We start from the raw sequence: 23,032 nt of genomic DNA, 5'->3' as shown, positions 1-23,032 counted from the left end.
CGCAACTGCGGCCGGCGGCTCCTGCAACCTTCAAATAGTAACTTTATAAGCTTTTGGATTTGTGTGAAGTTATGATAATTGAAGGATCGACCATGACCGCCAATCGCTTCGCCACGCGCCTGAATTCCTTTGCCTCGCGGCCGCAGGCCGAATGGCCCGGTCTCGCCGGCAAGCCGTCGCTGATGCAGATGGCTGCGCGCGCCGCCAAGGTTGCCGGGCTGACCGACCTCGATCTCAATTTTCCTGATCATGTCGGCGAAAAACCCGCCGAAATTGCCCGCAAGCTTGGCGATCTCGGCCTTTCCATCAATGGCTTCGCCATGCGCTACTATTCCAATCCGGCCTTCAAGCTGGGCGCCTTCACCAATCCTGACCCGGCGGTGCGCCGTGAGGCCATCGACCTGACCAAGGCCGGCATCGATGCCGTGCGCGAGGCGGGCGCCAGCCTGATGACGCTGTGGCTCGGCCAGGACGGCTTCGACTACGCTTTCCAGGCCGACTATGCCACGCTCTGGCAACACGAAATAGACGGGATTCGTGAAGTTGCGGCACATGATCCCGACTGCCAGATCAGCTTGGAGTACAAACCGAACGAGCCGCGCTCCTACAGCCTGATGCCGGATGCGGCGACGACCCTGCTGGCGATCCGCGATGTCGGCCTGCCCAATCTCGGCGTCACGCTCGACTTCGCGCATGTGCTCTATGCCGACGAACAGCCGGCCTTCGCCGCCGCCCTGGTTGCGCGTCACAGTAAGCTGCTCGGCGTGCACCTCAACGACGGCTATGCCAAGCGCGATGACGGCCTCATGGTCGGCGCCGTGCATACGCTACAGACCATCGAACTGCTCAGGCAGATCCGCCGCGACGGTTATGCGGGTGCCATCTATTTCGACACCTTTCCGGACATGACCGGACTCGACCCGGTGCATGAGTGCCAGGTCAACATCGCCACCGTCAAGCGCATGCTGCGCGTTGTCGACCGGATCGACCGTGACAACCGCCTGTCCGCCGCCGTCAACAGCCAGGACGCGGTGACATCGCAGGCCATCATCCAGGAAATCATGCTCGGGCCGGACGCGTGACGAGGGGGCGTGGATGACCTTGAGCGGGCTGGACCTGAAAGCGGTAGGACCGCGCATCCGCATGATGATGCCCCATCTCACCCCGCTGGAGGCGAAGGTGGTGGAGACGGTCTTCGGCCGGCGCGGCTTCGACGAGAGCATCCCACTGAAGCAGATCGCCGAGGAATCCGGCGTGTCCGAAGCGATGGTGGTCAAGATCGCCAAGAAGCTCGGCTTCTCCGGCTATCGCGACTTTCGCACCGCCGTCTACGAATACAGCCGCCTGCCGACCACCGAGATGCATCAGGAACTGTCGTCCGACGACAGCTCGGCCGAGATCGTGCAAAAGGTGTTCCGCACCTCGATCCAGGCTCTCGAAGAGACGCTGGCCATCCTCGATATCGAGGATTTCGACCGCGCCGCCGAACTGCTTTTCCGTGCGAAGAACCGTGATTTCTACGGCGTCGGCGGTTCGGCGCAGATCGCGCGCGACGTCTCGCACAAATTCCTGCGCATCGGCATCCGCGCATCGGTCTACGATGACTCGCACATGATGCTGATGTCGGCCTCGCTGCTCGGCGCGGACGACATCGCCGTCGGCTTCTCGCATTCGGGCAACACGTCGGCCGTCATCGACGCCATCCAGTTGGCCCGCAAGAACGGTGCCCGCACGCTGGCCATCACCAATTACGACAACTCGCCGCTGGCCCAGATGGCCGACATCGTGCTGTGCTCGACCGCGCAGGGCTCGCCATTGATGGGCGAGAACGCGGCGGCGCGCATTGCTCAGCTCAACATACTCGACGCGCTGTTCGTGGCGGTGGCGCAGCGCGACTACCAGGCGGCGGAGCGCAATCTCGGCCGCACCATGTCGGCGGTGACATCGAAACGAAAAGACCGGGGCTCATGACGCTGCCAACGATGCCGCTGGTCACCGTGTTCGGCAGCCTGCATTACGACATCATGGTCGATGCCCCCGACCGACCGCGCAAGGGCGAGACGGTAACCGGCCATGCCCGGCATCCGAAATGCGGCGGCAAGGGCGGCAACCAGGCGGTCTCGGCGGCACGGGCCGGGATGCGCGCGGTGATGATCGGTGCCGTCGGCGACGATGATTTCGGGCGGGCGTTGCTGGGCAATCTCGATCGCGCCGGCGTCGATCGCCGCTTCGTGCGGGTGGCTTCGGGTGCCGGCTCCGGCATGAGCGTGGCGATCTTCGACGCAGGCGGCGACTATGGCGCCGTGATCGTTTCGGGCAGCAATCTCACGCTTGGCGAGGCGGACGTTACGGCCGCTTCCGATGTGGTTGCACGCACAGCGGTGCTGCTGCTGCAGAACGAGGTGCCGGAGGCCGCGAACATTGCGGCAGCGCGCGCGGTGAAGGCAAGGGGCGGCCGAGTCGTGCTCAACGCCGCACCCGCCCGCAAACTCTCCGACGACTTTCTCGCGCTGGTCGACATCCTCGTCGTCAATGCCATCGAGGCGGAATTCCTGGCCGGCGTGGCGGTGGTCGAGACGCTCGACGGCGCCGCGCAGGCGGCGCGGCGGCTGATCGATCTCTGCCCGGTCGCGATCGTCACGGCAGGCGGCGAGGGCGTCGCCTGTTGCGACCGAACCGGCGCGGCCTTGGCGCTGCCGGCCGTCCCGGTCAAGGTCGTCAGCACGCATGGCGCGGGTGATGAATTCGTCGGCGCGCTGGCCGCGGGGCTCGCCCGTGGCGACGCCATGCGGGTGGCAGTGACCGCCGCCAACGCCGCTTCGGCCTTGCTGGTCTCGACACCCGAGGCCGAGCGCCAAGGCGTCTGATGGGCTGGTTTCCGCCTGCCGGACAGCAGCAATGACCGCCTATCCTTGCCGTCGCTGCCGAATTCCGCTAAGGCGCGCCTTTGTCGCCGGGGAGCACAGACTTGGACGATCAACGCGCCGACGTCGCCATTATCATGGGCAGCCAGTCCGACTGGGCGACCATGCGCCACGCCGCTGAAACGCTGGAGGCCCTGGCCATCCCGCACAAGCGGCTGATTGTCTCCGCGCATCGCACGCCGGACCGGCTCTATGAGTTCGCCAAGGGCGCCAAGGCAGCCGGCTACAAGGTGATCATTGCCGGTGCCGGCGGTGCCGCGCATCTGCCCGGCATGACGGCGGCGATGACGCCACTGCCGGTGTTCGGCGTGCCGGTGGAATCCAAAGCGCTCTCCGGCCAGGATTCGCTGCTGTCCATCGTCCAGATGCCGGCCGGCATTCCAGTGGGAACGCTGGCCATCGGCAAGGCCGGCGCGACCAATGCAGCACTTCTGGCCGCCGCCGTGCTGGCGCTCCACGACGACAAGCTTGCCGCGCGCCTGGATGCCTGGCGCGCCGCGCAGACCGCCAAGGTCGCGACCGAACCGACGGATACGCCGTGAGCCTGCCCGCCGGATCGACCATCGGCATCATCGGCGGCGGCCAGCTCGGCCGCATGCTGGCGATATCAGCCGCCCGCCTCGGCTACCGCACGGTGGTGCTCGAGCCGCAACCCGATTGCCCGGCGGCACAGGTGGCCAACCGGCAGATAACAGCCGCCTATGACGACCCGGCGGCACTTGCGGAACTGGCGGCGGCGAGTTCCGTCATCACCTACGAATTCGAGAACGTTCCGGTCGCGGCCGCCAGCGCGCTTGCGGACAAGGCCTCGGTCTATCCGCCAGCGCGAGCGCTGGAAGTGGCGCAGGATCGCGTCACCGAGAAGACGTTCCTCAATGGCATCGGCATTGCCACCGCCGATTTCCGCCCGGTCGACAATGACGACGATCTGACCGCGGCACTGAAGGCATTTGGCGGCAGCGGCATCCTCAAGACACGGCGCATGGGCTATGACGGCAAGGGCCAGCGCGTCTTCCGCAACATGGAAGCGGGCGGCTTTGCCGGCACCTGCGAGGCGATGGGCAATGTACCGCTGATCCTTGAAAGCTTCGTGCCCTTCGAGCGCGAGATTTCGGTGATCGCCGCGCGTGGCATGGACGGCGCCGTCGCCAGCTACGATCCGGCCGAGAATGTCCACCGCAACGGCATTCTCCACACATCGACCTTGCCGGCCGGCATAAAACCCGAGACGACGATGGCGGCCCAGGCAGCGGCGGCCAGGATACTGTCAGCGCTGGACTATGTCGGCGTCATCGGCGTCGAGTTCTTCGTGCTCGCCGACGGCTCGCTGCTGGCCAACGAGATCGCGCCGCGCGTGCACAATTCCGGCCACTGGACGGAGGCCGCCTGCATCGTTTCGCAGTTCGAGCAGCACGTCCGTGCCGTAGCCGGCCTGCCGCTGGGAGATCCCCGGCGTCATTCCGATTGCGTGATGGAAAATCTCGTCGGCGACGATGTGCTGCGCGTTGCCGAACTGCTCGCCGAGCCCGATCTGATGCTGCACCTCTACGGCAAGGCCGAGGCGCGGCCAGGCCGCAAGATGGGCCATTTCACCCGGATCAGCCGCCGCCCTTAGGCATTTCCAGGAAAAGCGTGGAGCGGCTTTCAGTCCGGAATTGCGTCAGAACAAGAGAGAGGCCGGCAACCTACTGGACGTCGCCCTCGTCCTCGTCGGGACTGGCGCAACTCGCATCGCCTTCCTGGCAGTTGGCCGCTGCGGCAAGCTGCTTGATGCGGTCGTTGGTCAGCCTGGTCAGGCATTGCGAGTCCTCCATCGGATGGATCGAACCACCGCTGCTGGCCGCGGTCGAGTGTGCACACTCGGCGTCGCGGAAACTGATCCATGCGCGTTGCGCTACCTGCAGCAATTTCTTGTCATCGGCATCATCGGAGTTGATGAGGTCCTGATAGGCCTGGTTGAGCTTGGCGTCTGCTGCCTGATAATCCTCGGCGGCACAGATGTTCATCATCTGCTGGCTGTCGTCGCCGCGGTCGCACTCCTGGGCGCGGGCAGCCGAAGCTCCCGCCAGCAGGACAAGGCAGGCAGACAGGAAAATTCGGCGCATAATCGTCCCCAAATCACTTTACGGCGGCCGCATCATCCCAGCCGGACTCTGGCCACGCAATGCCGCAGGGCATCGATGGCGGATATTTGATGACAGGGATCGTTCACACCCGCCATGGCGCATGCTTGTGGTTGACACAGACAACGCTCCTCGTTTATGAGCCACCCACAGTTCAAAGGCGCGTCTTCTGGCGCGCCTTAAAATCTCGACCCGGACCGGGTCCACACCGACAGGCAAGACCATGAAGATCAAGAATTCGCTCAAGGCGCTGAAGGCGCGTCACCGCGACAACCAGCTGGTTCGCCGCAAGGGCCGCGTCTACATCATCAACAAGACCGCCCCGCGCTACAAGGCACGCCAGGGCTGAGTTTCGGCCGGAGGCTTGTCGCCTCCGCCCAATTGATGCTTGTCGCCGGTCCTGCCGGTCGTTTCACGCCAAATTCAGTTTGACGTTCCGCCGTCCGGGACTAGAGTCCGGCGATGCGGTTTCTTTTTGCATTTTTCACAAGCCTGCTTCTATCCGGCGCCATTGGCTTGCCGGCATGGGCGGATGACGCGGTCGCGCCGCAGGCCGCCCCCGTCACGAAACAGGCCCGTCTCGATCAGTTGTTCAGCGACCTGAAGCGCGAGCGCAACGAAAGGGCGGCCGAGCGCATCGCCGGCAACATCTGGAGCGAATGGTTCCAGTCCGGCAGCGCCTCGATCGACCTGATGATGCAATGGTCGCAGAAGGCCATCGAGAGCCAGAAGTTCGACGTCGCGCTCGATTTCCTCGATCAGGTGGTGACCTTGCAGCCGACCTATGCCGAAGGCTGGAACCGGCGCGCCACCGTGCATTTCATGATGAAGAACTACGGCAAGTCGATGTCCGACATCGACCATACGCTGCAGCTAGAGCCGCGCCATTTCGGCGCGCTGTCAGGCCTGGCGCAGATCATGGCGCTGACCGGCCACAAGCAATCGGCGCTCGAGGCCTGGCAGAAGGTGCTGGCCATCTATCCGATGCTGCGCAGCGCCCAGGACCAGGTCGCCACGCTTTCGGAAGAGCTTGCCGGCGAAGGCATTTGATTGCGCTAATTTGATTGCGCTAAGGGAATAGGAAGTAGGGATTGGGCAGTAGGTGCAGATCGCACCGCGGAACACACACCCCCTACTGCCTACTGCCTACTGCCTATTCCCCTACTCCAGAACTTATCCCCCTCCACCCCCGTATCTCCCCGCATGAACCTGATCTACGCCATGCTCGCCTTCCTGATGGCGCTTGTATTCGGCCTCGTCGGCGTCACCCGCGTCGGCTCATGGCTGATCGAGCGCCGCAATCCGCCGATCGGCGAATTTGCCGACATCGGTGGCGCGCGCATCCACTATGTCCATGTTCCGGCGCCTGCCAATGCGGACCTGCCGCCGATCGTCTTCATCCATGGCGCCAGCGCCAATCTCGGGGACCAGATGCTGCCGCTGCGGCCACTGCTCGAGGGCCGCGCCGAGATGCTGTTCTTCGACCGGCCGGGCTTTGGCTGGTCGGAGCGCGGCCCGGGCAACAACGAGGATCCGTCGGCCCAGGCCAACACCATCGCCGCGCTGATGGACCGTCTCGGCATCAAAAAGGCTGTCATCGTCGGCCATTCCTTCGGCGGCGCGGTAACCACGGCCCTTGGCCGCGAGCATCCCGAGAAGACACTTGGGCTGGTCTTCCTGGCGCCGGCGACCCATCCCTGGCCGGGCGGCGCAACCTCCTGGTACTACGATCTGACGACCGTTCCGGTCCTCGGGTGGTTGTTTTCCGAGACACTGGCCTATCCGGCCGGAGCGCTGCGGATGGCCGATGCCACGACCTGCGTCTTCTCGCCCAACAAGGCGCCGGACAATTATCTCGCCGCCGCGTCGATCTCGCTGGTGCTGCGGCCATCGGCCTTCCGCGACAACGCCACTGATGTCGCCGGGCTCTATCGCTATGCTCTTGGCGCCGCACCGCACTACGCCGATATCAAGGCGCCAACGGTGGTCATCTCGGGCGACCGCGACAAGGTCGTCTATGCGCATATCCATTCGATCGGCCTCGAGCGCGACATTTCAGGCGCCGAACTCGTCTGGGTGCATAATCTCGGCCACAAGCCGGACTGGATTGCGTCCGACCTCGTGGTCGGCGCCATCGAGAAGGTCGCCGGCAAGACAGTTGATCTGCAGGCAATGGCGAAGGCCGTCGAGGCGAGGATCGCCAACGACGCCTACGATGCCGGCAAATGCGCCGATACCAAAGCGCCCGAAGCCGAGCTCGCGCCGACCTGAGCGGCCGCCTGAACCGGCTCTATCGGCTCCTCTGCCCGTCCGATCCGACATAGGCGATGCGCAGCATGTTGGTCGAGCCAGGCGTCCTCAGCGGCACGCCGGCGGTGATGATGACGCGGTCGCCCGGCTTGCCGAACTCTTCCTCCAGGGCAATGCGGCAGGCACGATCGACCATGTCGTCGAGATCGATGGCATCGGGCGACACGACGCAATGCGTACCCCACAGCAGCGACAGTCGACGCGCCGTGTTGACGATCGGCGACAGCGCGATAATCGGCACTTGCGGCCGCTCGCGGGCGGCGCGCAGGCCGGTGTTGCCGGACGCCGTGTAGGTGATGATCGCCGCCAGTTTCAGCGTCTCGGCGATTTCACGGGCAGCCAGCGAAATGGCGTCGGCGCCGGTCGCTTCCGGCTCGGAACGCTGCGCGTTGATGATGCCGGCATAGGTCGGGTCGGTTTCGACCTTGGTGGCAATGCGGTTCATCATCGCCACCGCCTCGACCGGGTAGGCGCCCGCCGCCGATTCCGCCGACAGCATGATGGCGTCGGCGCCTTCGAAGACGGCGATCGAGACGTCGGAGACCTCGGCGCGGGTCGGTACCGGCGCGGTGATCATCGATTCCAGCATCTGCGTGGCGACCACCACCGGCTTGCCGGCGCGGCGCGCGGCGCGCGTGATCTGCTTCTGGATGCCGGGCACGGCCTCGAGTGGCATCTCGACACCAAGATCGCCGCGGGCGACCATCAGCGCGTCTGACAGGTCGATGATCTCGGCCAGCCGGGCGACGGCCTGCGGCTTTTCGATCTTGGCCATGATCAACGCCCGGCCGCGCGCGATCTTGCGCGCCTCGGCCAGGTCTTCCGGCCGCTGCACGAATGACAGCGCCACCCAGTCGACGCCGGTGGCCAGCACGGCATCGAGGTCCTTGCGATCCTTGTCGGTCAGCGCCCCGACCGGCAGGTCGGTATCGGGCAGGCTGACGCCTTTCTTGTCGGAAATCGTGGTGCCGGCAATGACGGTGCACACGATTGCCTTGCCGTTGCTCCGTACCGCCCGCAGCTCGAGCTTGCCGTCGTCGATCAACAGGCGATGACCGGCTTCGACCGAGCTCAGGATTTCCGGATGCGGCAGATAGACCCTGGTCGAGGTGCCGGGCTCGGGATTGTCGTCGAGCGTGAAGGTCTGGCCGACGGTCAGCACTTCCTTGCCATTGGCGAACTTGCCGACGCGCAGTTTGGGGCCTTGCAGGTCGGCAAGGATGCCGATCGGCCGGCCAACCGCTTCCTCGACGGAGCGGATGCGTCCAACCAGCGTGCGCATCAGCTCGTGGTCGGTGTGGCTCATGTTGATGCGGAACACATCGGCGCCCGCTTCGAACAGCTTCTTCAGCATCTCCTCCGAAGAAGAGGCCGGACCGATGGTGGCTAGGATCTTGACCTTGCGGCTGCGTCTCATTGACTGTTTGTTCCCGGGGCGGCTGGAGCGCCTCCCGTTGCGGGCTCATCGGTCAGCTGGACCATCCAGCTTGCCTGTTCGCCCGTGTCATATTCCTGGAATCCGGCGCGCTGGAAGCCCCGGGCGACGCAGTCGGTTACGCCGGCGATCTTGAACTCTTTTTCGGCCACGCACATGTTGATCGGGCCGTCCCAGCGTCCGCCGCGCTCGGCGTCTTCTGCATAAAGATAGTAAAACCTTGATGACAGCGGCCCTTCGATCAGCGTCTTGCAGCTCGATCCTTCGATGTGCCACCAGCCTTCGGTGATCCAGCCGGCCTTGGCGCGGTAGCCGATGCCGACGCCGACGAGATTCTGCGTGGCGTTGCAGACGCGGAAATCGGCGCGGGCTGGCGAGGCCACGGCCATCGCCGACAAGCCCACGGCGAGCGTCAGGAGCGGCATGGCGAAGGCAAAGCGCCTGCGCTGCCCGCCGGCGGAACTCATCCCGAAACCCCTCAAGAACCACATCTGCATCTCTCTGCGCCCCTTTTCGGAAAAGTCCGGGCGCATGTCAACGCGCCGTTTTGTCCAATTCCAATCGATTTAGAAAGGCTCCGGCGCACAATTCGCCGACTTCTGCCAGATTTCCCGGGAAACCTTGGCCAAACAACGGCATTGCGCGAGCGTCGTCTTCGTGGAATGACGATAGCACCCTCCCCGGAAGCCAGCGAACAGACCATTTCCCGCCAATGACCCGATCCACAGTTTTCGCGCCTTTCGACATTATCGAGGGCGACCGCAAGCGGGGCATCGTGCTTCTGGCCGATCATGCCCGCCGCGACTTGCCCGACGACTATGGCAGCCTTGGCCTGCCAGCGGCGGAATTCGACCGCCACATCGCCTATGACATCGGCGTCGAGACGGTGACGCGCGAACTGGCCTCGCTGCTCGGCGTGCCGGCGGTGCTCGCCAATTTTTCGCGGCTGCTGATCGATCCCAATCGCGGCGAGGACGATCCAACGCTGATACGTCAGCTTTATGACGGCACGGTCGTGCCAGGAAACTACCCTCTTGCCCCGGAAGAACGCGAGAGGCGGCTCGACAGTTTCTACCGGCCCTATCACGACGCGGTCGGCGCCATGATCGCCTCGGTCGCGCAGGCCTCAGCCAAGGCGCCCTTCATTTTCTCGGTGCATTCCTTCACTCCGGTCATGCAAGGGATCCAACGTCCCTGGCATGTCGGCATCCTGTGGGACCGCGACGAGCGGGTGGCGCGGCCACTGATCGACATGCTGGCCGAGGACAAGACCCTTATCGTTGGCGACAATGAACCCTATGACGGCGCGCTGCGTGGCGACACCATGTTCCGGCATGCCATCGTCAACGGCTTTGCCCATGCGCTAATCGAGATCCGCCAGGACCTGATCGCCAGCGGCAAGGACGCGCTTGCATGGGCCGATCGCCTGGCACCTATCGTTGACGCGATCGACCGCCGCCCCGATATACATGTCGTGAAGATGTTCGGCTCACGCACCGGGCCGATATGACGGAGGTTTCGATGACCGAACTCAGCAACGAGCAGCAGCGCGATTTCGAGGCCGCCGCCTTCCGCCGGCTGGTCGAGCATTTGCGCGAGCGCAACGACGTGCAGAACATCGACCTGATGAACCTCGCTGGCTTCTGCCGCAACTGCCTGTCGAACTGGTATCGCGAAGCAGCCAATGCCGAGGGCGTCGACCTCACCAAGGACCAGTCGCGCGAGATCGTCTACGGCATGCCCTATGCCGAATGGCAGGCACTCAACCAGACCGAGGCCTCCGACGCCAAGAAGGCCGAATTCGAGGCAAGGCGACCCAAGGACCACTAGGTCAACCGTCGGCACCCCTCGATCGTTTCAACGCCGTGTCTGGTCCAAAAACTTTCGGTAGCGAGCGCTTGACTGCGAATTGAATCGATCTAATTTGCCGCGCGAAGCCATTTTCTGACCGGATTCGCCCGATGAACGCATCAGACGCCATGCAGGTTGCCATTCGCGGACGATGGGCCGTCGCGGCCATTTTCCTCGCCAACGGCTTCCTGACCGGCAGCTGGGCGCCGCAGATCCCGGTGTTCCTGACCCGGCTGGACATATCGAAATTCACGCTTGGCCTGCTGATACTGCTGTTCGGCGCCGGCGCCGTCACCGCCATGACCTGGTGTGGCCACCTGATCTCCAAACATGGCTCGCGCAGCGTGCTGCGCTGGTTCGGGCTGTGCGGCAGCCTCGGCCTGCTGGTCGTGGCGCTGGCACCCAACGTGCCGCTGGCGGCCATCGCCATGTTCATCTTCGGCGGCTCGATCGGCGGCATGGATGTCGCCATGAATGCCAATGCGGTGGTGGTGGAACGGCGGCTCTCCCGCGCCATCATGTCGTCCTCGCACGGCTTCTGGAGCCTCGGCGGTTTCGCCGGCGGCGCCCTCGGCGGCTTCGCCATCCAGACCTACGGCCACCTCGCCCATGCGGCGGTGGTGACGGCGCTCGCTTTCGCGGTGATCGCCGCAGCGGTCGGCCATCTGATCGCCGAGGACAGGCCGCAGGCGGCCGAGCACCATAAATTCGCGTTGCCGGCAAACCCGCTGGTCTATCTCGTCGGCTTGATGGCGCTGCTGACGATGATCTCCGAAGGCGCGGTGCTCGACTGGGCAGCGCTGTATCTGCGGCAGGAACTCGGCGCCGACCTCGCCGTTGCCGGCCTTGCCTACGCTGCCTTTTCCGGTGTCATGGCGATCATGCGTTTCTTCGGCGACGGCGTGCGCAACCGCTTCGGCGCGGTCATGACCCTGCGCGGCTCGGCGGTCGTCGCCGCGGCCGGCATGCTGATCGCCGGCCTGTCGCCCTCGGCCTGGCTTGCCATCGCGGCCTTTGCCCTGTGCGGCTTCGGCATCGCCAACATGGTGCCGATCATCTTTTCTGCTGGCGGCAACCAGGAAGGCATGTCGTCGGGCACCGGCATGAGCGTGGTCACCACCATGGGCTATTCCGGCATATTGGTGGCGCCATCGGCGATCGGCTTCGTTGCCGAACATTCCAGCTTCGGGCCGATCTTCATTGCCATGTCGGGGCTGCTGATCGTCGTCCTGTTGATGGCGGGCCTCGCTCACCGCGCCGAATTCGCGCCCGCGCCCGCCGAATAGCGTTTCAGTTCCTCGTGGAGAAAATCCGCCACGCGGCGGATGCGCACGCTGCCGCGCACATCGCGATGCATGGCCAGCCACACCGGCAGGCTTGGAAGCGGTAGGCCCGGCAGCAGCCTCTCCACCAGCGGATCGCGATCGGCCAGCGGCTCCTGGCCGAGGCCGATACCATTCCCCGCCCGTACCGCCTCCCACAGGACGATCTGGTTGTCGGCCCTGAAGCGGAAACTGCCACGGTTGACAGGGATTCCGGATTGCGTGAAGCCTCGGATCATCTCGTCACTGCGATCGAAGCCGATCAGGGCATGATTGAGGAGATCAGCCGGCCCGAGCGGGCGGCCGCGCCGGTCGAGATAGGAAATAGCCGCGCAGGCGCAGAGGGGAATATCACAGACCTTGCGCGCCACCAGTTCGTTCTGTGCCGGCTTGACCATGCGGATGGCGATATCGGCGTCGCGGCGCAGCAGGTTCTCGACCTGGTTTGAAGCGACGATCTCGACCTCGATGCCGGGCTCCTCGATGCCGAGCCGTGCCATCATGCTGGGCAGCACATAGGCAGCCACCACTTCGCTGGCGGCAATGCGCACCGTGCCTTCGATTGCCTCGACCGAGCCAAGTGCCAGTCGTGAAAACGCACTCGCCTGCTCGCTGACGGCCTTGCCGCGCTCAAACAGCGTGGCGCCGGCTTCCGTCAGCGAATAGCCGCTGCGCCCACGCCGGAACAGCGTGACGCCGAGCGCCTGTTCCAGCTCTCCGATGTGGCGGCCAAGCGTCGGCTGGCTGGCCGACAGTTTTCGCGCAGCGGCTGACAGGCTGCCGGTTTCCGCCACCGTGACGAAGCTCTTGATCAGGTTCCAATCGATGTCTGCCATTCAATAATGAATATCAGAACTGCATCCATGGTCAATTTCAATTCATCAATGAGGCAATCATATTCACCCTGCAAACACCGATACGGACTGCAACCACCAACCAGGAGAACTCAAAATGACCAAGATCGCTCTCACCGCCGCTGCCCTCCTCATCGCCGCCAGCACTGCTTTTGCCGGCAGCGACAAGTTTGGTTCGAACGACGCCAGCCGGCCGGCCGTCGTCAACACTGACATCACGACCACCACGTCGATCGAGACGTCCGAGACCACCGGTCAGAAGCCCCAGGGCAGCAACCGCGACCTCTTCGGCAGCCGCTGAACGGCGGTCTTCGGAATATCCAGAAAGCGGCGGGCTTGTCCCGTCGCGTCAAACAAGGAGACGAACAATGACCAAGATCGCAATTCTCGGCGCCAATGGCCGCCTCGGCCGCGTCGTCGCCGGGGCCTTCATCGACGCCGGCTATGATGTCCGCACTATTACCCGCAGCGGCAAGGTGCCGGCCGAACTCAAGGGCGCCACCGCCGTTGCCGGAGACGCGCTCGACCGTGAGGCGCTGATCCGCGCCACCCAGGGCGTCGACATCATCTTCAACGGCCTCAACCCGATCTACACCGACTGGGGCAAATGCCTGCCGATGGCCGAGAACGTGATGGCCGCCTGCCATGCCAACGGCGCCCTGCATCTCTTCCCGGGCACCGTCTACAATTACGGCTCGCCGATGCCGGCGATCGTCACCGAGGACACACCGTTCCGGCCGACGACCGAGAAGGGCCGCATCCGCACCGCCATGGAAGCACTGTTTCGCCGCGAGGCCGAAGCCGGCCGTGTCCGCACCATTATTCTCAGAGCCGGCGATTTCTTCGGCGGCACCGGCAGCGGATCATGGTTCGACCTGGTCGTCGCCGCCAAGATCAGCAAGGGCATCTACACCGCCCCCGGCCCGGTCGATCTGGTGCACGAATGGGCCTACCTGCCGGACTTCGCCGTAGGCTTCGTCGCGCTGGCCAGGAATCTCGACAAGCTCGGCTCCTATGAAGCGCTGAACTTTCCGGGCCACGCGGTCACCGACCTTCAGATCAAGGCCGCCGCCGAGAAGGCAGTTGGCCGGCCGCTCAAGATGACCTCGATGCCCTGGTGGGTGCTGCGTGCCGGCAGTCCGTTCGTGGCGATGTGGCGCGAAATCGTCTCGATGTCCTATCTGCGCTTCGAACCGCACCAACTGACCTCGACGCGGCTTGCCGGCATCATCGGCGAAATCCCGCATACGCCGCTGGACCAGGCGGTCGCGGAGGCGCTGAAGGATATCGGCATCGCCACCGTGACCGGCACGTTAAAGGCTGCCTGAACAGAAGACTGAGGGCGGCAGCTCAGAGCCGTCCCATCAGAAGCAACACCAGGAGCACCACCAGCACCACGCCGACAATGCCCGACGGCCCGTAACCCCAGGAGCGCGAATGCGGCCAGGTCGGCACCGCGCCTATGAGGACAAGGATCAGGACGATGATGATGATGGTGGTGATCGGCATGAGAAATTCCCCGCATCTGACGTTCTGCCACGGCGCAATGCTGGGCATTGCTCCAGGGCACAATGCAAAAGGCCGCCCGGTTGTTCCGGGCGGCCTTTGAGTCGGGAATTCGCAGACAGGTTTATTCGGCCGCCTTTGGAAAGGCGATCGCCGGCTCGTCGCCCGCGTCCGGGCTCGGCGTGTCGGTCGACGAAACCGTACCCTTGCCGCGCCGGAATAGCCGGCGGAAAAACGCGTAGAAGCGGCTGTTCTTGCTGCGTGTGAAGATCATCAGCATCGACGGCGTCACCACCAGCGTCAGCAGGGTGGCGAAGGACAGGCCGAAGACGATTGCCGAGGACAGCGAAATCCACCATTGCGTCGACGGCGCGTTGATCGTCGTCTCGTGATGGAATATCTCGAGGCCGAGACCAAAGGCGATCGGCAACACGCCAAGGATCGCCGACACCGCCGTCAGCACCACCGGCCGAGCGCGTTCCCTGCAGGTCTGCAGCACCGCCTCCATCTTGTCCCAGCCTTCTTCGCGCAGCCTGTCATAGGTGTCGATCAGCACGATGTTGTTGTTCACCACGACGCCGGCCAGCGCGATGACACCGATGCCCGACATGACGATGCCGAATGCCTCTCCGGTCAAAAGCAGTCCCAGGAACACGCCGATCGTCGCCATGACCACGCAGGACAGCACCATCAGCACGCTGGTGAATTTGTTGAACTGCATCAGGAGCACGAGGAAGATCAGGAAGATCGCCGCCCCGAAGGCCTTGCCGAGGAAGGCGCTGGCTTCGGCGCTGTCCTCGTTCGAGCCGGCCAGCTTCCAGCGGATGCCGCTGCCGAGATTCATGTCGGCGACAGCCTGGGTAACCTCCTGCTGCACGGCGGCGACCTGGGCCCCGGCGGCAACGTTGGCCTGCACCACCACGGTGCGCGCGCCGTCGATGCGGTTGAGGATGCCGACGCTCGGTTTCGCCTTGCGGACGACGAAGTTCGAGATCGGCACCGAGCCTTGCGCGGTCTGCACCCTGAGTTCGTCGAGCGTCGACAGCGTGCGCCGATCCTCCGGCAGACGCAGCCGGATGTCGACCGCCTTGTCGGCACCGGCCGGCCGATATTCGCTGAGCTTCAGGCCGTTGGTGACGAGCTGCACGACCGTTCCAACCGAGGTCGGGCTGATGCCGTATTGGGCTGCCTTCGCGCGGTCGACCTCGAGCGCCCAGTCGACGCCGGGTGGCGGCAGGCCGTCGGAAATGTCGATGACGCCGGGCACCTTGGCAATACGCGCCGCGACGGCGCGGGCCTTCTCGTCCAGCCCCTTGGGGTCGACGGCCGAAAGCCTGATCTGGATCGGCTTGCCGGTCGGCGGGCCGGCCTCCGGCACGCGCACCTCGACATCGACGCCGGGAATGCCGGCCATGACGCCGCGCAGATCGCTCAGGATCTGGTTCGCCGATTTGCGCTCACGCCAGTCGACGAACTCGTACTGGATGACGCCGACAACGTCTTCCGGAACGTCCTGGCCGCCGCCTTGCGTCTTGCCGACGCGGGTATAGACCGATTTGATGCCGGGCCAGCCGAGCAGCCTGTTTTCAGCGATCTTCGTCGCGGTATCCATTTCGGCCAGCGAAAGGTTGCCGCGGGCGTGCACGTAGAGCAGGCCGTAGTCGGGTTCGACACTGGGGAAGAACTCGACACCCGCGCCATATTTGGAATAGGCAAAGCCGACGCCGAACAGCAACGCAACGGTCAGCAAAACCACGGTGATTGGGAAGCGTACCGCCTGCTTGACGATGGCCATGTACCAGCCGTCGCGATTGTCATCCTCGTGGTGCTGCGGCGCCTTGGCGAAGATCGCTCCGAGCGTCGGCGCGAACACCAGCGCATAGAGCATCGAGGCCGACAGCGTGACGATCAGCGTGATCGGCATGTATTTCATGAAGTCGCCGATGATGCCCGGCCAGAACAGCAACGGTGAAAAGGCGGCAATGCGCGTCATCGTCGCCGCGATGACCGGACCGGCCATGCGCTTGGCGGCAAGCGCGAACGCGTCCGCCTTCGGCATGCCCTCGCTCATCCGCCGTTCGGCGAACTCGGTGACGATGATGGCGTCGTCAACCAGCATGCCGACCGCCAGGATGAGGCTGAACAGCACGATCATGTTGATCGTGTAGCCCATCATCGCCAGGAGCAGGATGCCGATCAGGAACGATGACGGAATGGCGAGGCCAATGAGCAGCGAGGCTCGGCCGGACAGCGCATAGAGGATGACGATGAACACCAGGATCACGGCGATCATCACATGGTTCTGCAGGTCGCCGAGCAGCTGGTTGACGAAGACCGACTTGTCCTGGGTGTAGGTGACGTTCATGCCTTGCGGCATGGTTTTGACGAAGGCGTCGGACACCGCCCGCACCTTGGTCAGCGTGTCGATCAGATTGGCGCCGATACGCTTCTTGACTTCGATGGCGATGGCCGGCTTGCCGTTGAGACGGGTGATCGTCTCGGCATCGGCGAAGGTCGAGCGGATCGTCGCGATGTCCTTGGCCTGCACAACGGCATTGGGACCGGCGACCACGGGCAGCGCCGCCACATCCTCCGGCGTCTCGATCAGCGACGGCACCTTGACCGCGTATTTGCCCTGCGAGCCTTCGATGTTGCCGGCGGCGACCAGGCTGTTGGAGGCGCCGACGGCGCCGATCAGCTGGTCGAGTTGCAGCCCATAAGACGACAGTTTCATCGGATCGATGACGACTTCGACGAGATCGTCACGAGAGCCCTGCAGCGAGCCTTCGAGCACGCCGGGCACTTCCTCGATACGGTCGCGCAACTCGCGCGCCGCGGCGGTCAGCACACGCTCGGGCAATTCGCCCGACAGGGTGACGACGAGCACGGGGAATTCGGAAATATTGACCTCGGTGACGACAGGCTCCTCGGCCGCCTGCGGCAGGTCGGCCTTGCCATCCTGCACCTTGCTGCGTGTATCCTGCAGTGCCGTCGCCAGGTTGGTCTGCGGCTGGAACTCGACCAGCACATAGCCGCCGCCCTGGAAGGCGGCAGAGCGCATCTCCTTGAGGCCCTTCAGGCTCTTCAGCTTGCTTTCCATCGGCCGCAGCAGGAGGCGCTCCGAATCCTCCGGCGAAATGCCTTGATAGATCAGGCTGACATACATCATCGGAATCGGAACGTCGGGTTCTGCTTCCTTCGGCGTCGACTGATAGGCGACCCAGCCAGCGAGCAGAAGGAAGACCAGCACCGAGATGGTCAGGCGGGCATTGTTGATTGCGAGTCTGACGATATCCATGGCTACTGCCTGTTCTTGAATTTCAGGAGCTGCGTCGCAGCCGATTGTCTCCGCCCAGGGCTTTCCGGCGCAAGTCGCGCTACTGCGTCCCGGCGGTCGCCTCGCCCAACAGCTTCTGGATGGTCGCCTGGTCAGCCTCGACCGGCTTGACCTCATCGCCTTCCTTCACCAGTTCCTGGCCGGCGACGATGATGCGCGTGTCGGCCGGAATGCCGCCGAGCACGAGGCCGGTCGGCGTGTCGTCGACCAGATCGATCGGGAAGAACACAACCTTGTTGTCCTTGTCGACGGCACGGATGCCGAGATCGCCCTTGTCGCCGAGCGTCACCACCGAGCGCGGCAGCATGATGGCGTCCGTCGGCAACGCGCTGAGCGCGATTTCCGCCGTCATGCCGGCCGGCACGGAGCCATCGGCATTGGGGATCGCGACCTCGACGCGGAAGGTCCGGGTCGCCGACGACGCGTCGCGGCTGATGTAGCGCACGGTACCCTCGACGGTCTGGCCGCTGACCAGCCTTACGCTGGCCTTGTCGCCGATCTTGAGGTAGCCGAGATCTCGCTCGCTGACCTCACCGCGGGCAATCACCGGATCGAGCTTGAGGATGGTCGCCACCTCGCTGCCCTGCATGATGGAACTGCCAAGTTCCACCGGCACCCGGTCGATGACGCCATCGAAAGGCGCCTTCACCTCGTTGCGATCAAGTTCGGCCTGGGCCGTCTCCAGCATGGATTGCGCCGCGGTCAGGTTGGAGCGGGCGGTGTCGAGTTGCAGCTTGGGCAGATTGCCGGTCTTGGCCAACCGCTCGGAAGCGTCGAGCTCGGCCTGACGCTGCACCAGCAATTGCACTGGCATTGTCGACCGTCGAGATCTTGTCCTCGGCGGCCAGCATCAGCACCAAATCGCCAGTCTTGACGTGCTGGCCCTGCTTGACCGGCAATTTGTCGATGATACCGGCCACGCGTGTCGCCAGCACGGCCCGCTTGTCGGCTTCGGTCAGCCCGGAAATGCGGATGGCGCGCGCATAGGTGCGGCGCGGCGGCGTCACCACCGCGACGGTGCGCAGCGGTGCCTTTGGCTCGGCTTCCGCCGTCTTCGGCTTGCTCGCGTCCGGCGCCTTGCCCTGCTCGACCTCGGCTGCCTTGGCCTTGTTCGCCGCTACGCTGCCGACGGACGAAAACTCGCCTGTCGCCATCCAGGCCGCGAAACCAATGAGCACAACAACGGCTGCAAGCTTGTGAAACCTGATTCTCGGCATCGTCATTTTTTCCACTGCGGGTTCGGCCAGCGTCCTCGTAACGCGGGCGCGTGGCCGATATGGGTGCGCGCCAGGCCGTGTTCAATTTGCCGTGATCGGCGAAGCGCGCTTTTACATCAAAGTTGCACCGCAATATAGTCTGAAAGTTGCAAGACCATTACATGGCCGGACAAGACACGCCTGCCGCCATCAGGTTTTGCCGGTCGCCTGGTGGGTGGCAGTCGTCGTGCCAGGGAACGGCTCCCGATCGGCCCCTGTGCCAGCTGCGAACGACTGGCCTCTCCTCAGCCGACATGCAGCGCGACAACCGTCGACATGAAGCCGCCGATGCGCCGGATTTCTTGATCTGGATGCGGATTTCCGGCCGGGAATTTGTCGTACCGGACAACCTCGGGCGACGAGAGATGCCAGCCCCCTGCGCCTGGCTATCCAAGCAATCAATTGAAATCGCTATACAAATTGCGGAATGCCGAACTCGGGTCCTGATTGCCGAAGCCCGACGGGCCAGCGTCGAGCCAAACGTTGCGGGGGCGAACGCGAGAGGCGACGAGATGCACTGAGCCAGCGCAACCTGCCGTTCGCGACATGGCGCGCAGAAACGCGGAGGCAAGAACACCGCCGATATCCTGTGCCATTCGGAGCGGCTGCGCCGACCGTCCCGCCAGCTCGTTTCTGGCGGTTGGGGGCAGCGCCGCGAAAACAGCATGGCAGCAGGCGTCAGGATGATGAGGCGATCGTCACACGCGGCGGTTGTCGTCTTGCCGACGCCGGCGCTCCTCAGGCCTGCCGGCGAGCCGCCTCCGGGTTCTTGCGCGCCGCCAGGAATTCCTTCACCCGCCGGCCGGGTGCGGGACCATGCACCGGCTTGAAGCCGTCATCCAGTTGGCCGGAAAGATCGAGCGTCGGGCGATTGCCGACGGCGTCGTAGTTCTCCTCCAGCCAGTCGCTGGCGGCGGTGCGGCCGAGATCGCGCAGATAGACCAGGAACGCCCATTCGGCATTGACCTTCGACGACGCCGACAAATCCTTGAACGCCTCGTCGGCATCGATGCGATGCATGCGGATGTCACGGTATTCGCCATGCGGCAAACGGCCAGCGGCGATCAGCTCCTTGACGAAGGCGATCGAGCGGAATTCGCGCAGCAGCCTGGCGCTACGAGTCCAACGATTTGCTCAGCCAGTCTGCAAATCCCCTGGCCCGCTTGCTAGGCTGGCGACCGGCCGGAAACAAGGCGTGGATCGGTATGGCAGGTAGCGGGAATTCCGGCAGCAGCCGACAAAGACGGCCATCCCTGAGTTCGGCGTCGAACATCCAGCCAGATCCGAACGCTACGCCAAGGCCCGCCAAAACGCATGCGGTGACACCGGCCGAGCTCGTGACCCGGATGCGTGGATTTTCGGGCAGGACAAAGTTTGCCTCCGGATTGATCGGACCTTGAAAAGTCGCGCCGGAAGTGTCGGAAGGGCCGAAAATGACATGGTGCCGGGCCAGGTCGGCAGGACTGACTGGCAAGCCATGGCGGGCGATATAATCCGGCGCCGCGACGAGCAGCCTCGGCGTCTGCCCGACCCGGCGTGCCATCAGGCTTGAATTGTCCAGCACGCCCAGCCTGATCGCGACATCGGCGCCCTCCTCGACGAGGCTGCGCCGGCGATCGTCCATCATCAGCTCGACAGATAGGTTTGGATGCTCGGCCAGCAGGACGGGCAGGCGAGGAATGAGCGCGCGCATGGCGAAAGTGACCGACAACTCGACGCGCAGCAGTCCCCGCAGTTCCTCATTGCCGGCAGCGGTGTCGGCTGCCGCCCCGAGCTCGGCGAGCAGCGGCCGAATCTGCTCGAGGTAAACTTGCCCCGCCTCTGTCAGCCCGACCTTTCGGCTGGAGCGAACAAGGAGCCGGGCACTGATGCGAGCCTCCAGATCGTTGAGGATCCGAGACACCGAAGGTTGCGACAGGCCGATTTCGCGAGCGACCTGCGAAAGGTTACCCCGTTCCGCCACGCGCACGAACACTTCCAGTTCCTGGAGCCTGTCAGCCATTCATTTTCCGGATGATTGCTATCCTTTCCGGCAGGCTACCCCTCTTTTTCGAAATAGGCGAGGACGTTTCTGCCGCTGCCAGAGCGGCGAACAACCGGAGTAGTCCCATGTCGCTTCAAGACAAGCTTGATGCCTTCAAAGCTGACTTTGAAGGCAAGAAGGCCCCCAAACAGGCGGTCGAGATCATGCATCGCGCGACCGCCGAACTCATCGCTTCGGGTCAGGTTGATAACGCCCTGAAGGCTGGTGCCGTCGCCCCGAGCTTCACATTGGCGGAGGCTGACGACGGCCCGCTATCCTCGACCGACCTGCTGGCTCGCGGCCCGCTGGTGCTCAGCTTCTATCGCGGTGTTTGGTGTCCCTATTGCAACATTGAACTCGAAGCCTTGCAGGAGGCTTCGGCCGCCATCCGTGCCACAGGGGCGCAGTTGGTCGCCATTTCCCCGCAATCCCTGATGAATGGCCGCAAGGCCAAACGTGAAAAGCAGGTCACTTTCCCAATGTTGAGCGACCCGAATGGCGAAGTCGCCAACGCCTTCGGCCTCCGCTTCCGCCTGCCTGACGATCTGATCGCACTGTATAAGAGCTTCGGCGTCGACCTGGCGGTGGTGAACGACGACCCTTCATGGACGTTGCCGATGCCGGCGCGCTTCGTGGTCGCCCGGGACGGTGTCATTGTCTATGCCGAGGTCAGCCCGGACTACACCCGCAGACCCGACCCCACCGATCTGCTCCCCGTCCTCGAGCGGCTGAAGAGTTCCGTCGCCGCGTGAACGCCCGATGGCCCAGGCGTCCGTCTCGACACCGGTGGCCGCCCCTGCTTGGGGTTTGTTCTCTCAAGCTCGTCGGAGGTTGACCCAGTGACCGCAGTAAAACCCGTGGACGTCGTTGCGGACCGGCGCTGGTGGATCCTTGCCTTGATCAGCGCCAGCGCCTTCCGGCCATGACCACGTGGTTCTCGGCCACGGCGATCACACCACAGTTGACGGAGGTCTGGCACTTGTCTCCAGTGCAGGGCGCCTGGATTACCGGTGCCGTTCAGATCGGTTTCGCTGTCGGCGCACTTGCGTCGAGCATTAGCGGTCTGCTCGACGTGATTTCGCTGCGCAAGGTGATCGGGGTTAGCGCCATGATCGCTGCCGCTGCGAACCTCTGTCTGCTCTTCGCGCCATCCGCGGGCGTTCTGCTGCTTGCCCGCTTTGCCACGGGCGTGGCGCTTGCGGGAGTCTATCCGCCGGCGCTCAAACTCGTCTCGACCTGGTTCAGCCGAGAAAGAGGGACAGCGCTCGGCGTCCTGCTTGCTGCGTTGACGCTCGGATCCGCGTTTCCCCACCTGCTGTCCGCGCTCGCGGCCAGCCTCGCCTGGCAGGCGGTCGTCATAGCGACCTCGACAGCGGCACTGGCGGGTGGCGTCCTGATCGTGCGCCTCGGCACCGAAGGGCCCTATCCGTTCAGAAAATCGACTTTCGATCCGCGCCACATCGGAGCAGTCCTGCAAAACCGCCCGCTCGCGCTCGCCAATCTCGGCTATCTGGGGCACATGTGGGAACTTTACGCCATGTGGGGCTGGATGCTGGCCTATGTCAGCGCGGGAAGCCCCGGTCTGGGCATCGGTCACGCGAAAGCCGCGTCATTGCTGACATTCATCGTCGTGGCGTTGGGCGGGATCGGCTCGATCCTGGGCGGCGTTCTAGCGGATCGCATCGGCCGGACGGCGACCGCCGCCCTGATGATGGCGCTGTCTGGATGTTGTGCGTTGACGATCGGCTTTGCCTTCGACGGACCGCTTTGGCTGTTCGTCGCCGTGGCCGCGCTCTGGGGAATGACCGTGATCGGCGATTCCGCGCAGTTTTCGGCCATGGCAACGGAATTGAGCGATCCGCGCTATGTCGGTACGGCTCTGTCACTGCAACTCAGTATCGGCATCGCGCTTACCTTTGTCTCAATCCACCTGACCTCTTTCCTGGCGGAGAACATCGGCTGGCGTTGGAGTTTTCTGGTCCTCGCGCCCGGCCCGCTGCTTGGCGTGGTCGCAATGCTGATGCTGCGGCGCCAGCCGGCAGCGAAAAAAATAGCGCATGGGTTGAGGTAGAAAATACCTCCGTCACTTTC

At 64.2% G+C, this 23,032-nt stretch carries 22 protein-coding genes and 2 pseudogenes; 15 read left to right on the top strand and 9 right to left on the bottom strand.

What is annotated here, in order from left to right:
- The first annotated feature begins 92 nt into the window (after positions 1–92).
- The 5 genes from AC56QQ_RS05515 to AC56QQ_RS05495 all read left to right on the top strand — a co-directional run bounded on the left by AC56QQ_RS05515 (position 93) and on the right by AC56QQ_RS05495 (position 4,539).
- Positions 93–1,082: a sugar phosphate isomerase/epimerase family protein gene (locus tag AC56QQ_RS05515; protein ID WP_497125855.1), complete on the top strand. Its 990-nt coding sequence runs from the start codon at positions 93–95 to the stop codon at positions 1,080–1,082.
- Positions 1,083–1,095: 13 nt separating this feature from the next.
- Positions 1,096–1,971, top strand: coding sequence for a MurR/RpiR family transcriptional regulator (locus tag AC56QQ_RS05510; RefSeq protein ID WP_497125854.1), 876 nt, complete (start codon positions 1,096–1,098; stop codon positions 1,969–1,971).
- Entirely contained in the window at positions 1,968–2,867 is a 900-nt protein-coding gene (locus tag AC56QQ_RS05505; RefSeq protein WP_497125853.1) for a ribokinase, read from the top strand. Before AC56QQ_RS05510 ends, AC56QQ_RS05505 begins: the two co-directional genes overlap by 4 nt.
- A 101-nt stretch (positions 2,868–2,968) precedes the next feature.
- On the top strand, positions 2,969–3,466 hold the full coding sequence (gene purE, locus AC56QQ_RS05500) for a 5-(carboxyamino)imidazole ribonucleotide mutase (RefSeq protein ID WP_497125852.1): 498 nt from the start codon (positions 2,969–2,971) through the stop codon (positions 3,464–3,466).
- Positions 3,463–4,539, top strand: coding sequence for a 5-(carboxyamino)imidazole ribonucleotide synthase (locus AC56QQ_RS05495; RefSeq protein WP_497125851.1), 1,077 nt, complete (start codon positions 3,463–3,465; stop codon positions 4,537–4,539). Before purE ends, AC56QQ_RS05495 begins: the two co-directional genes overlap by 4 nt.
- Positions 4,540–4,609: 70 nt before the next feature.
- Here AC56QQ_RS05495 and AC56QQ_RS05490 read toward each other — a convergent pair whose 3' ends face one another.
- Entirely contained in the window at positions 4,610–5,029 is a 420-nt protein-coding gene (locus tag AC56QQ_RS05490) for a lysozyme inhibitor LprI family protein (RefSeq protein ID WP_497125850.1), read from the bottom strand.
- 241 nt (positions 5,030–5,270) lie between these two features.
- On the opposite strand from AC56QQ_RS05490, the gene ykgO reads away from it, so the two are divergent.
- The 3 genes from ykgO to AC56QQ_RS05475 all read left to right on the top strand — a co-directional run bounded on the left by ykgO (position 5,271) and on the right by AC56QQ_RS05475 (position 7,318).
- Positions 5,271–5,396, top strand: coding sequence for a type B 50S ribosomal protein L36 (ykgO, locus tag AC56QQ_RS05485; protein ID WP_006327841.1), 126 nt, complete (start codon positions 5,271–5,273; stop codon positions 5,394–5,396).
- A 113-nt stretch (positions 5,397–5,509) separates the two neighbouring features.
- Positions 5,510–6,097, top strand: coding sequence for a tetratricopeptide repeat protein (locus AC56QQ_RS05480; protein ID WP_497125849.1), 588 nt, complete (start codon positions 5,510–5,512; stop codon positions 6,095–6,097).
- A 153-nt stretch (positions 6,098–6,250) separates the two neighbouring features.
- Positions 6,251–7,318 carry an alpha/beta fold hydrolase gene (locus tag AC56QQ_RS05475; RefSeq protein WP_497125848.1) on the top strand — a complete coding sequence of 356 codons (1,068 nt, stop codon included), beginning with the start codon at positions 6,251–6,253 and terminating at the stop codon, positions 7,316–7,318.
- A gap of 19 nt (positions 7,319–7,337) precedes the next feature.
- On the opposite strand, the gene pyk is transcribed toward AC56QQ_RS05475, so the two are convergent.
- Positions 7,338–8,774 carry a pyruvate kinase gene (gene pyk, locus AC56QQ_RS05470; RefSeq protein ID WP_497125847.1) on the bottom strand — a complete coding sequence of 479 codons (1,437 nt, stop codon included), beginning with the start codon at positions 8,772–8,774 and terminating at the stop codon, positions 7,338–7,340.
- The gene (locus AC56QQ_RS05465; RefSeq protein WP_497125846.1) at positions 8,771–9,259 is read right to left on the bottom strand and encodes a DUF1036 domain-containing protein; all 489 of its coding nucleotides are present in this window, start codon (positions 9,257–9,259) and stop codon (positions 8,771–8,773) included. The genes pyk and AC56QQ_RS05465 overlap by 4 nt, the downstream gene beginning before the upstream one ends.
- Positions 9,260–9,504: 245 nt before the next feature.
- Between AC56QQ_RS05465 and AC56QQ_RS05460 the strand changes: the two genes are divergently transcribed.
- The 3 genes from AC56QQ_RS05460 (at position 9,505) to AC56QQ_RS05450 (ending at position 11,929) form a co-directional block, all read left to right on the top strand.
- Positions 9,505–10,302 carry an N-formylglutamate amidohydrolase gene (locus tag AC56QQ_RS05460; protein WP_489858198.1) on the top strand — a complete coding sequence of 266 codons (798 nt, stop codon included), beginning with the start codon at positions 9,505–9,507 and terminating at the stop codon, positions 10,300–10,302.
- A gap of 11 nt (positions 10,303–10,313) precedes the next feature.
- Positions 10,314–10,622 carry a DUF1244 domain-containing protein gene (locus tag AC56QQ_RS05455; protein ID WP_489858199.1) on the top strand — a complete coding sequence of 103 codons (309 nt, stop codon included), beginning with the start codon at positions 10,314–10,316 and terminating at the stop codon, positions 10,620–10,622.
- Between the two features lie 131 nt (positions 10,623–10,753).
- Complete coding sequence (locus AC56QQ_RS05450; protein ID WP_497125845.1) at positions 10,754–11,929, top strand: MFS transporter; 1,176 nt, start codon at positions 10,754–10,756, stop codon at positions 11,927–11,929.
- Here the strand turns inward: AC56QQ_RS05450 and AC56QQ_RS05445 are convergent.
- Entirely contained in the window at positions 11,893–12,801 is a 909-nt protein-coding gene (locus AC56QQ_RS05445; RefSeq protein WP_497125844.1) for a LysR family transcriptional regulator, read from the bottom strand. The genes AC56QQ_RS05450 and AC56QQ_RS05445 overlap by 37 nt on opposite strands.
- 115 nt (positions 12,802–12,916) lie before the next feature.
- Here AC56QQ_RS05445 and AC56QQ_RS05440 point away from each other — a divergent pair, with 115 nt between their 5' ends.
- On the top strand, positions 12,917–13,120 hold the full coding sequence (locus AC56QQ_RS05440) for a DUF680 domain-containing protein (RefSeq protein ID WP_497125843.1): 204 nt from the start codon (positions 12,917–12,919) through the stop codon (positions 13,118–13,120).
- A gap of 67 nt (positions 13,121–13,187) precedes the next feature.
- Complete coding sequence (locus tag AC56QQ_RS05435) at positions 13,188–14,147, top strand: SDR family oxidoreductase (protein WP_497125842.1); 960 nt, start codon at positions 13,188–13,190, stop codon at positions 14,145–14,147.
- Between the two features lie 22 nt (positions 14,148–14,169).
- On the opposite strand, the gene AC56QQ_RS05430 is transcribed toward AC56QQ_RS05435, so the two are convergent.
- The 5 genes and pseudogenes from AC56QQ_RS05430 to AC56QQ_RS05410 form a co-directional block, all read right to left on the bottom strand.
- Positions 14,170–14,328 (bottom strand): DUF3309 family protein, encoded by a 159-nt coding sequence (locus tag AC56QQ_RS05430; protein ID WP_489858204.1) that lies wholly within the window; start codon positions 14,326–14,328, stop codon positions 14,170–14,172.
- 121 nt (positions 14,329–14,449) lie between these two features.
- On the bottom strand, positions 14,450–17,623 hold the full coding sequence (locus AC56QQ_RS05425) for an efflux RND transporter permease subunit (protein WP_489858205.1): 3,174 nt from the start codon (positions 17,621–17,623) through the stop codon (positions 14,450–14,452).
- Between the two features lie 79 nt (positions 17,624–17,702).
- Positions 17,703–18,879: pseudogene (locus AC56QQ_RS05420) on the bottom strand (efflux RND transporter periplasmic adaptor subunit).
- Between the two features lie 777 nt (positions 18,880–19,656).
- Positions 19,657–20,040 (bottom strand): annotated as a pseudogene (locus tag AC56QQ_RS05415) (patatin-like phospholipase family protein); the annotation flags it as partial.
- A complete protein-coding gene (locus AC56QQ_RS05410; RefSeq protein ID WP_497125841.1) occupies positions 20,033–20,920 on the bottom strand; it encodes a LysR family transcriptional regulator in 888 nt (295 codons plus the stop codon). The gene AC56QQ_RS05410 and the pseudogene AC56QQ_RS05415, both read right to left, overlap by 8 nt.
- A 107-nt stretch (positions 20,921–21,027) precedes the next feature.
- Here AC56QQ_RS05410 and AC56QQ_RS05405 point away from each other — a divergent pair, with 107 nt between their 5' ends.
- Together AC56QQ_RS05405 and AC56QQ_RS05400 are read left to right on the top strand one after the other, a co-directional pair.
- Positions 21,028–21,693, top strand: coding sequence for a peroxiredoxin-like family protein (locus AC56QQ_RS05405; protein ID WP_497125840.1), 666 nt, complete (start codon positions 21,028–21,030; stop codon positions 21,691–21,693).
- A 170-nt stretch (positions 21,694–21,863) separates the two neighbouring features.
- On the top strand, positions 21,864–23,012 hold the full coding sequence (locus AC56QQ_RS05400) for an MFS transporter (protein ID WP_497125839.1): 1,149 nt from the start codon (positions 21,864–21,866) through the stop codon (positions 23,010–23,012).
- Positions 23,013–23,032: the final 20 nt, after the last annotated feature.

It is taken from the genome of Mesorhizobium sp. RCAM 05099 (genome assembly GCF_059683685.1).
The sequence above is the reverse complement of the archived record's forward strand: the minus strand, read 5'-3'. Positions and strand labels throughout refer to the sequence as shown.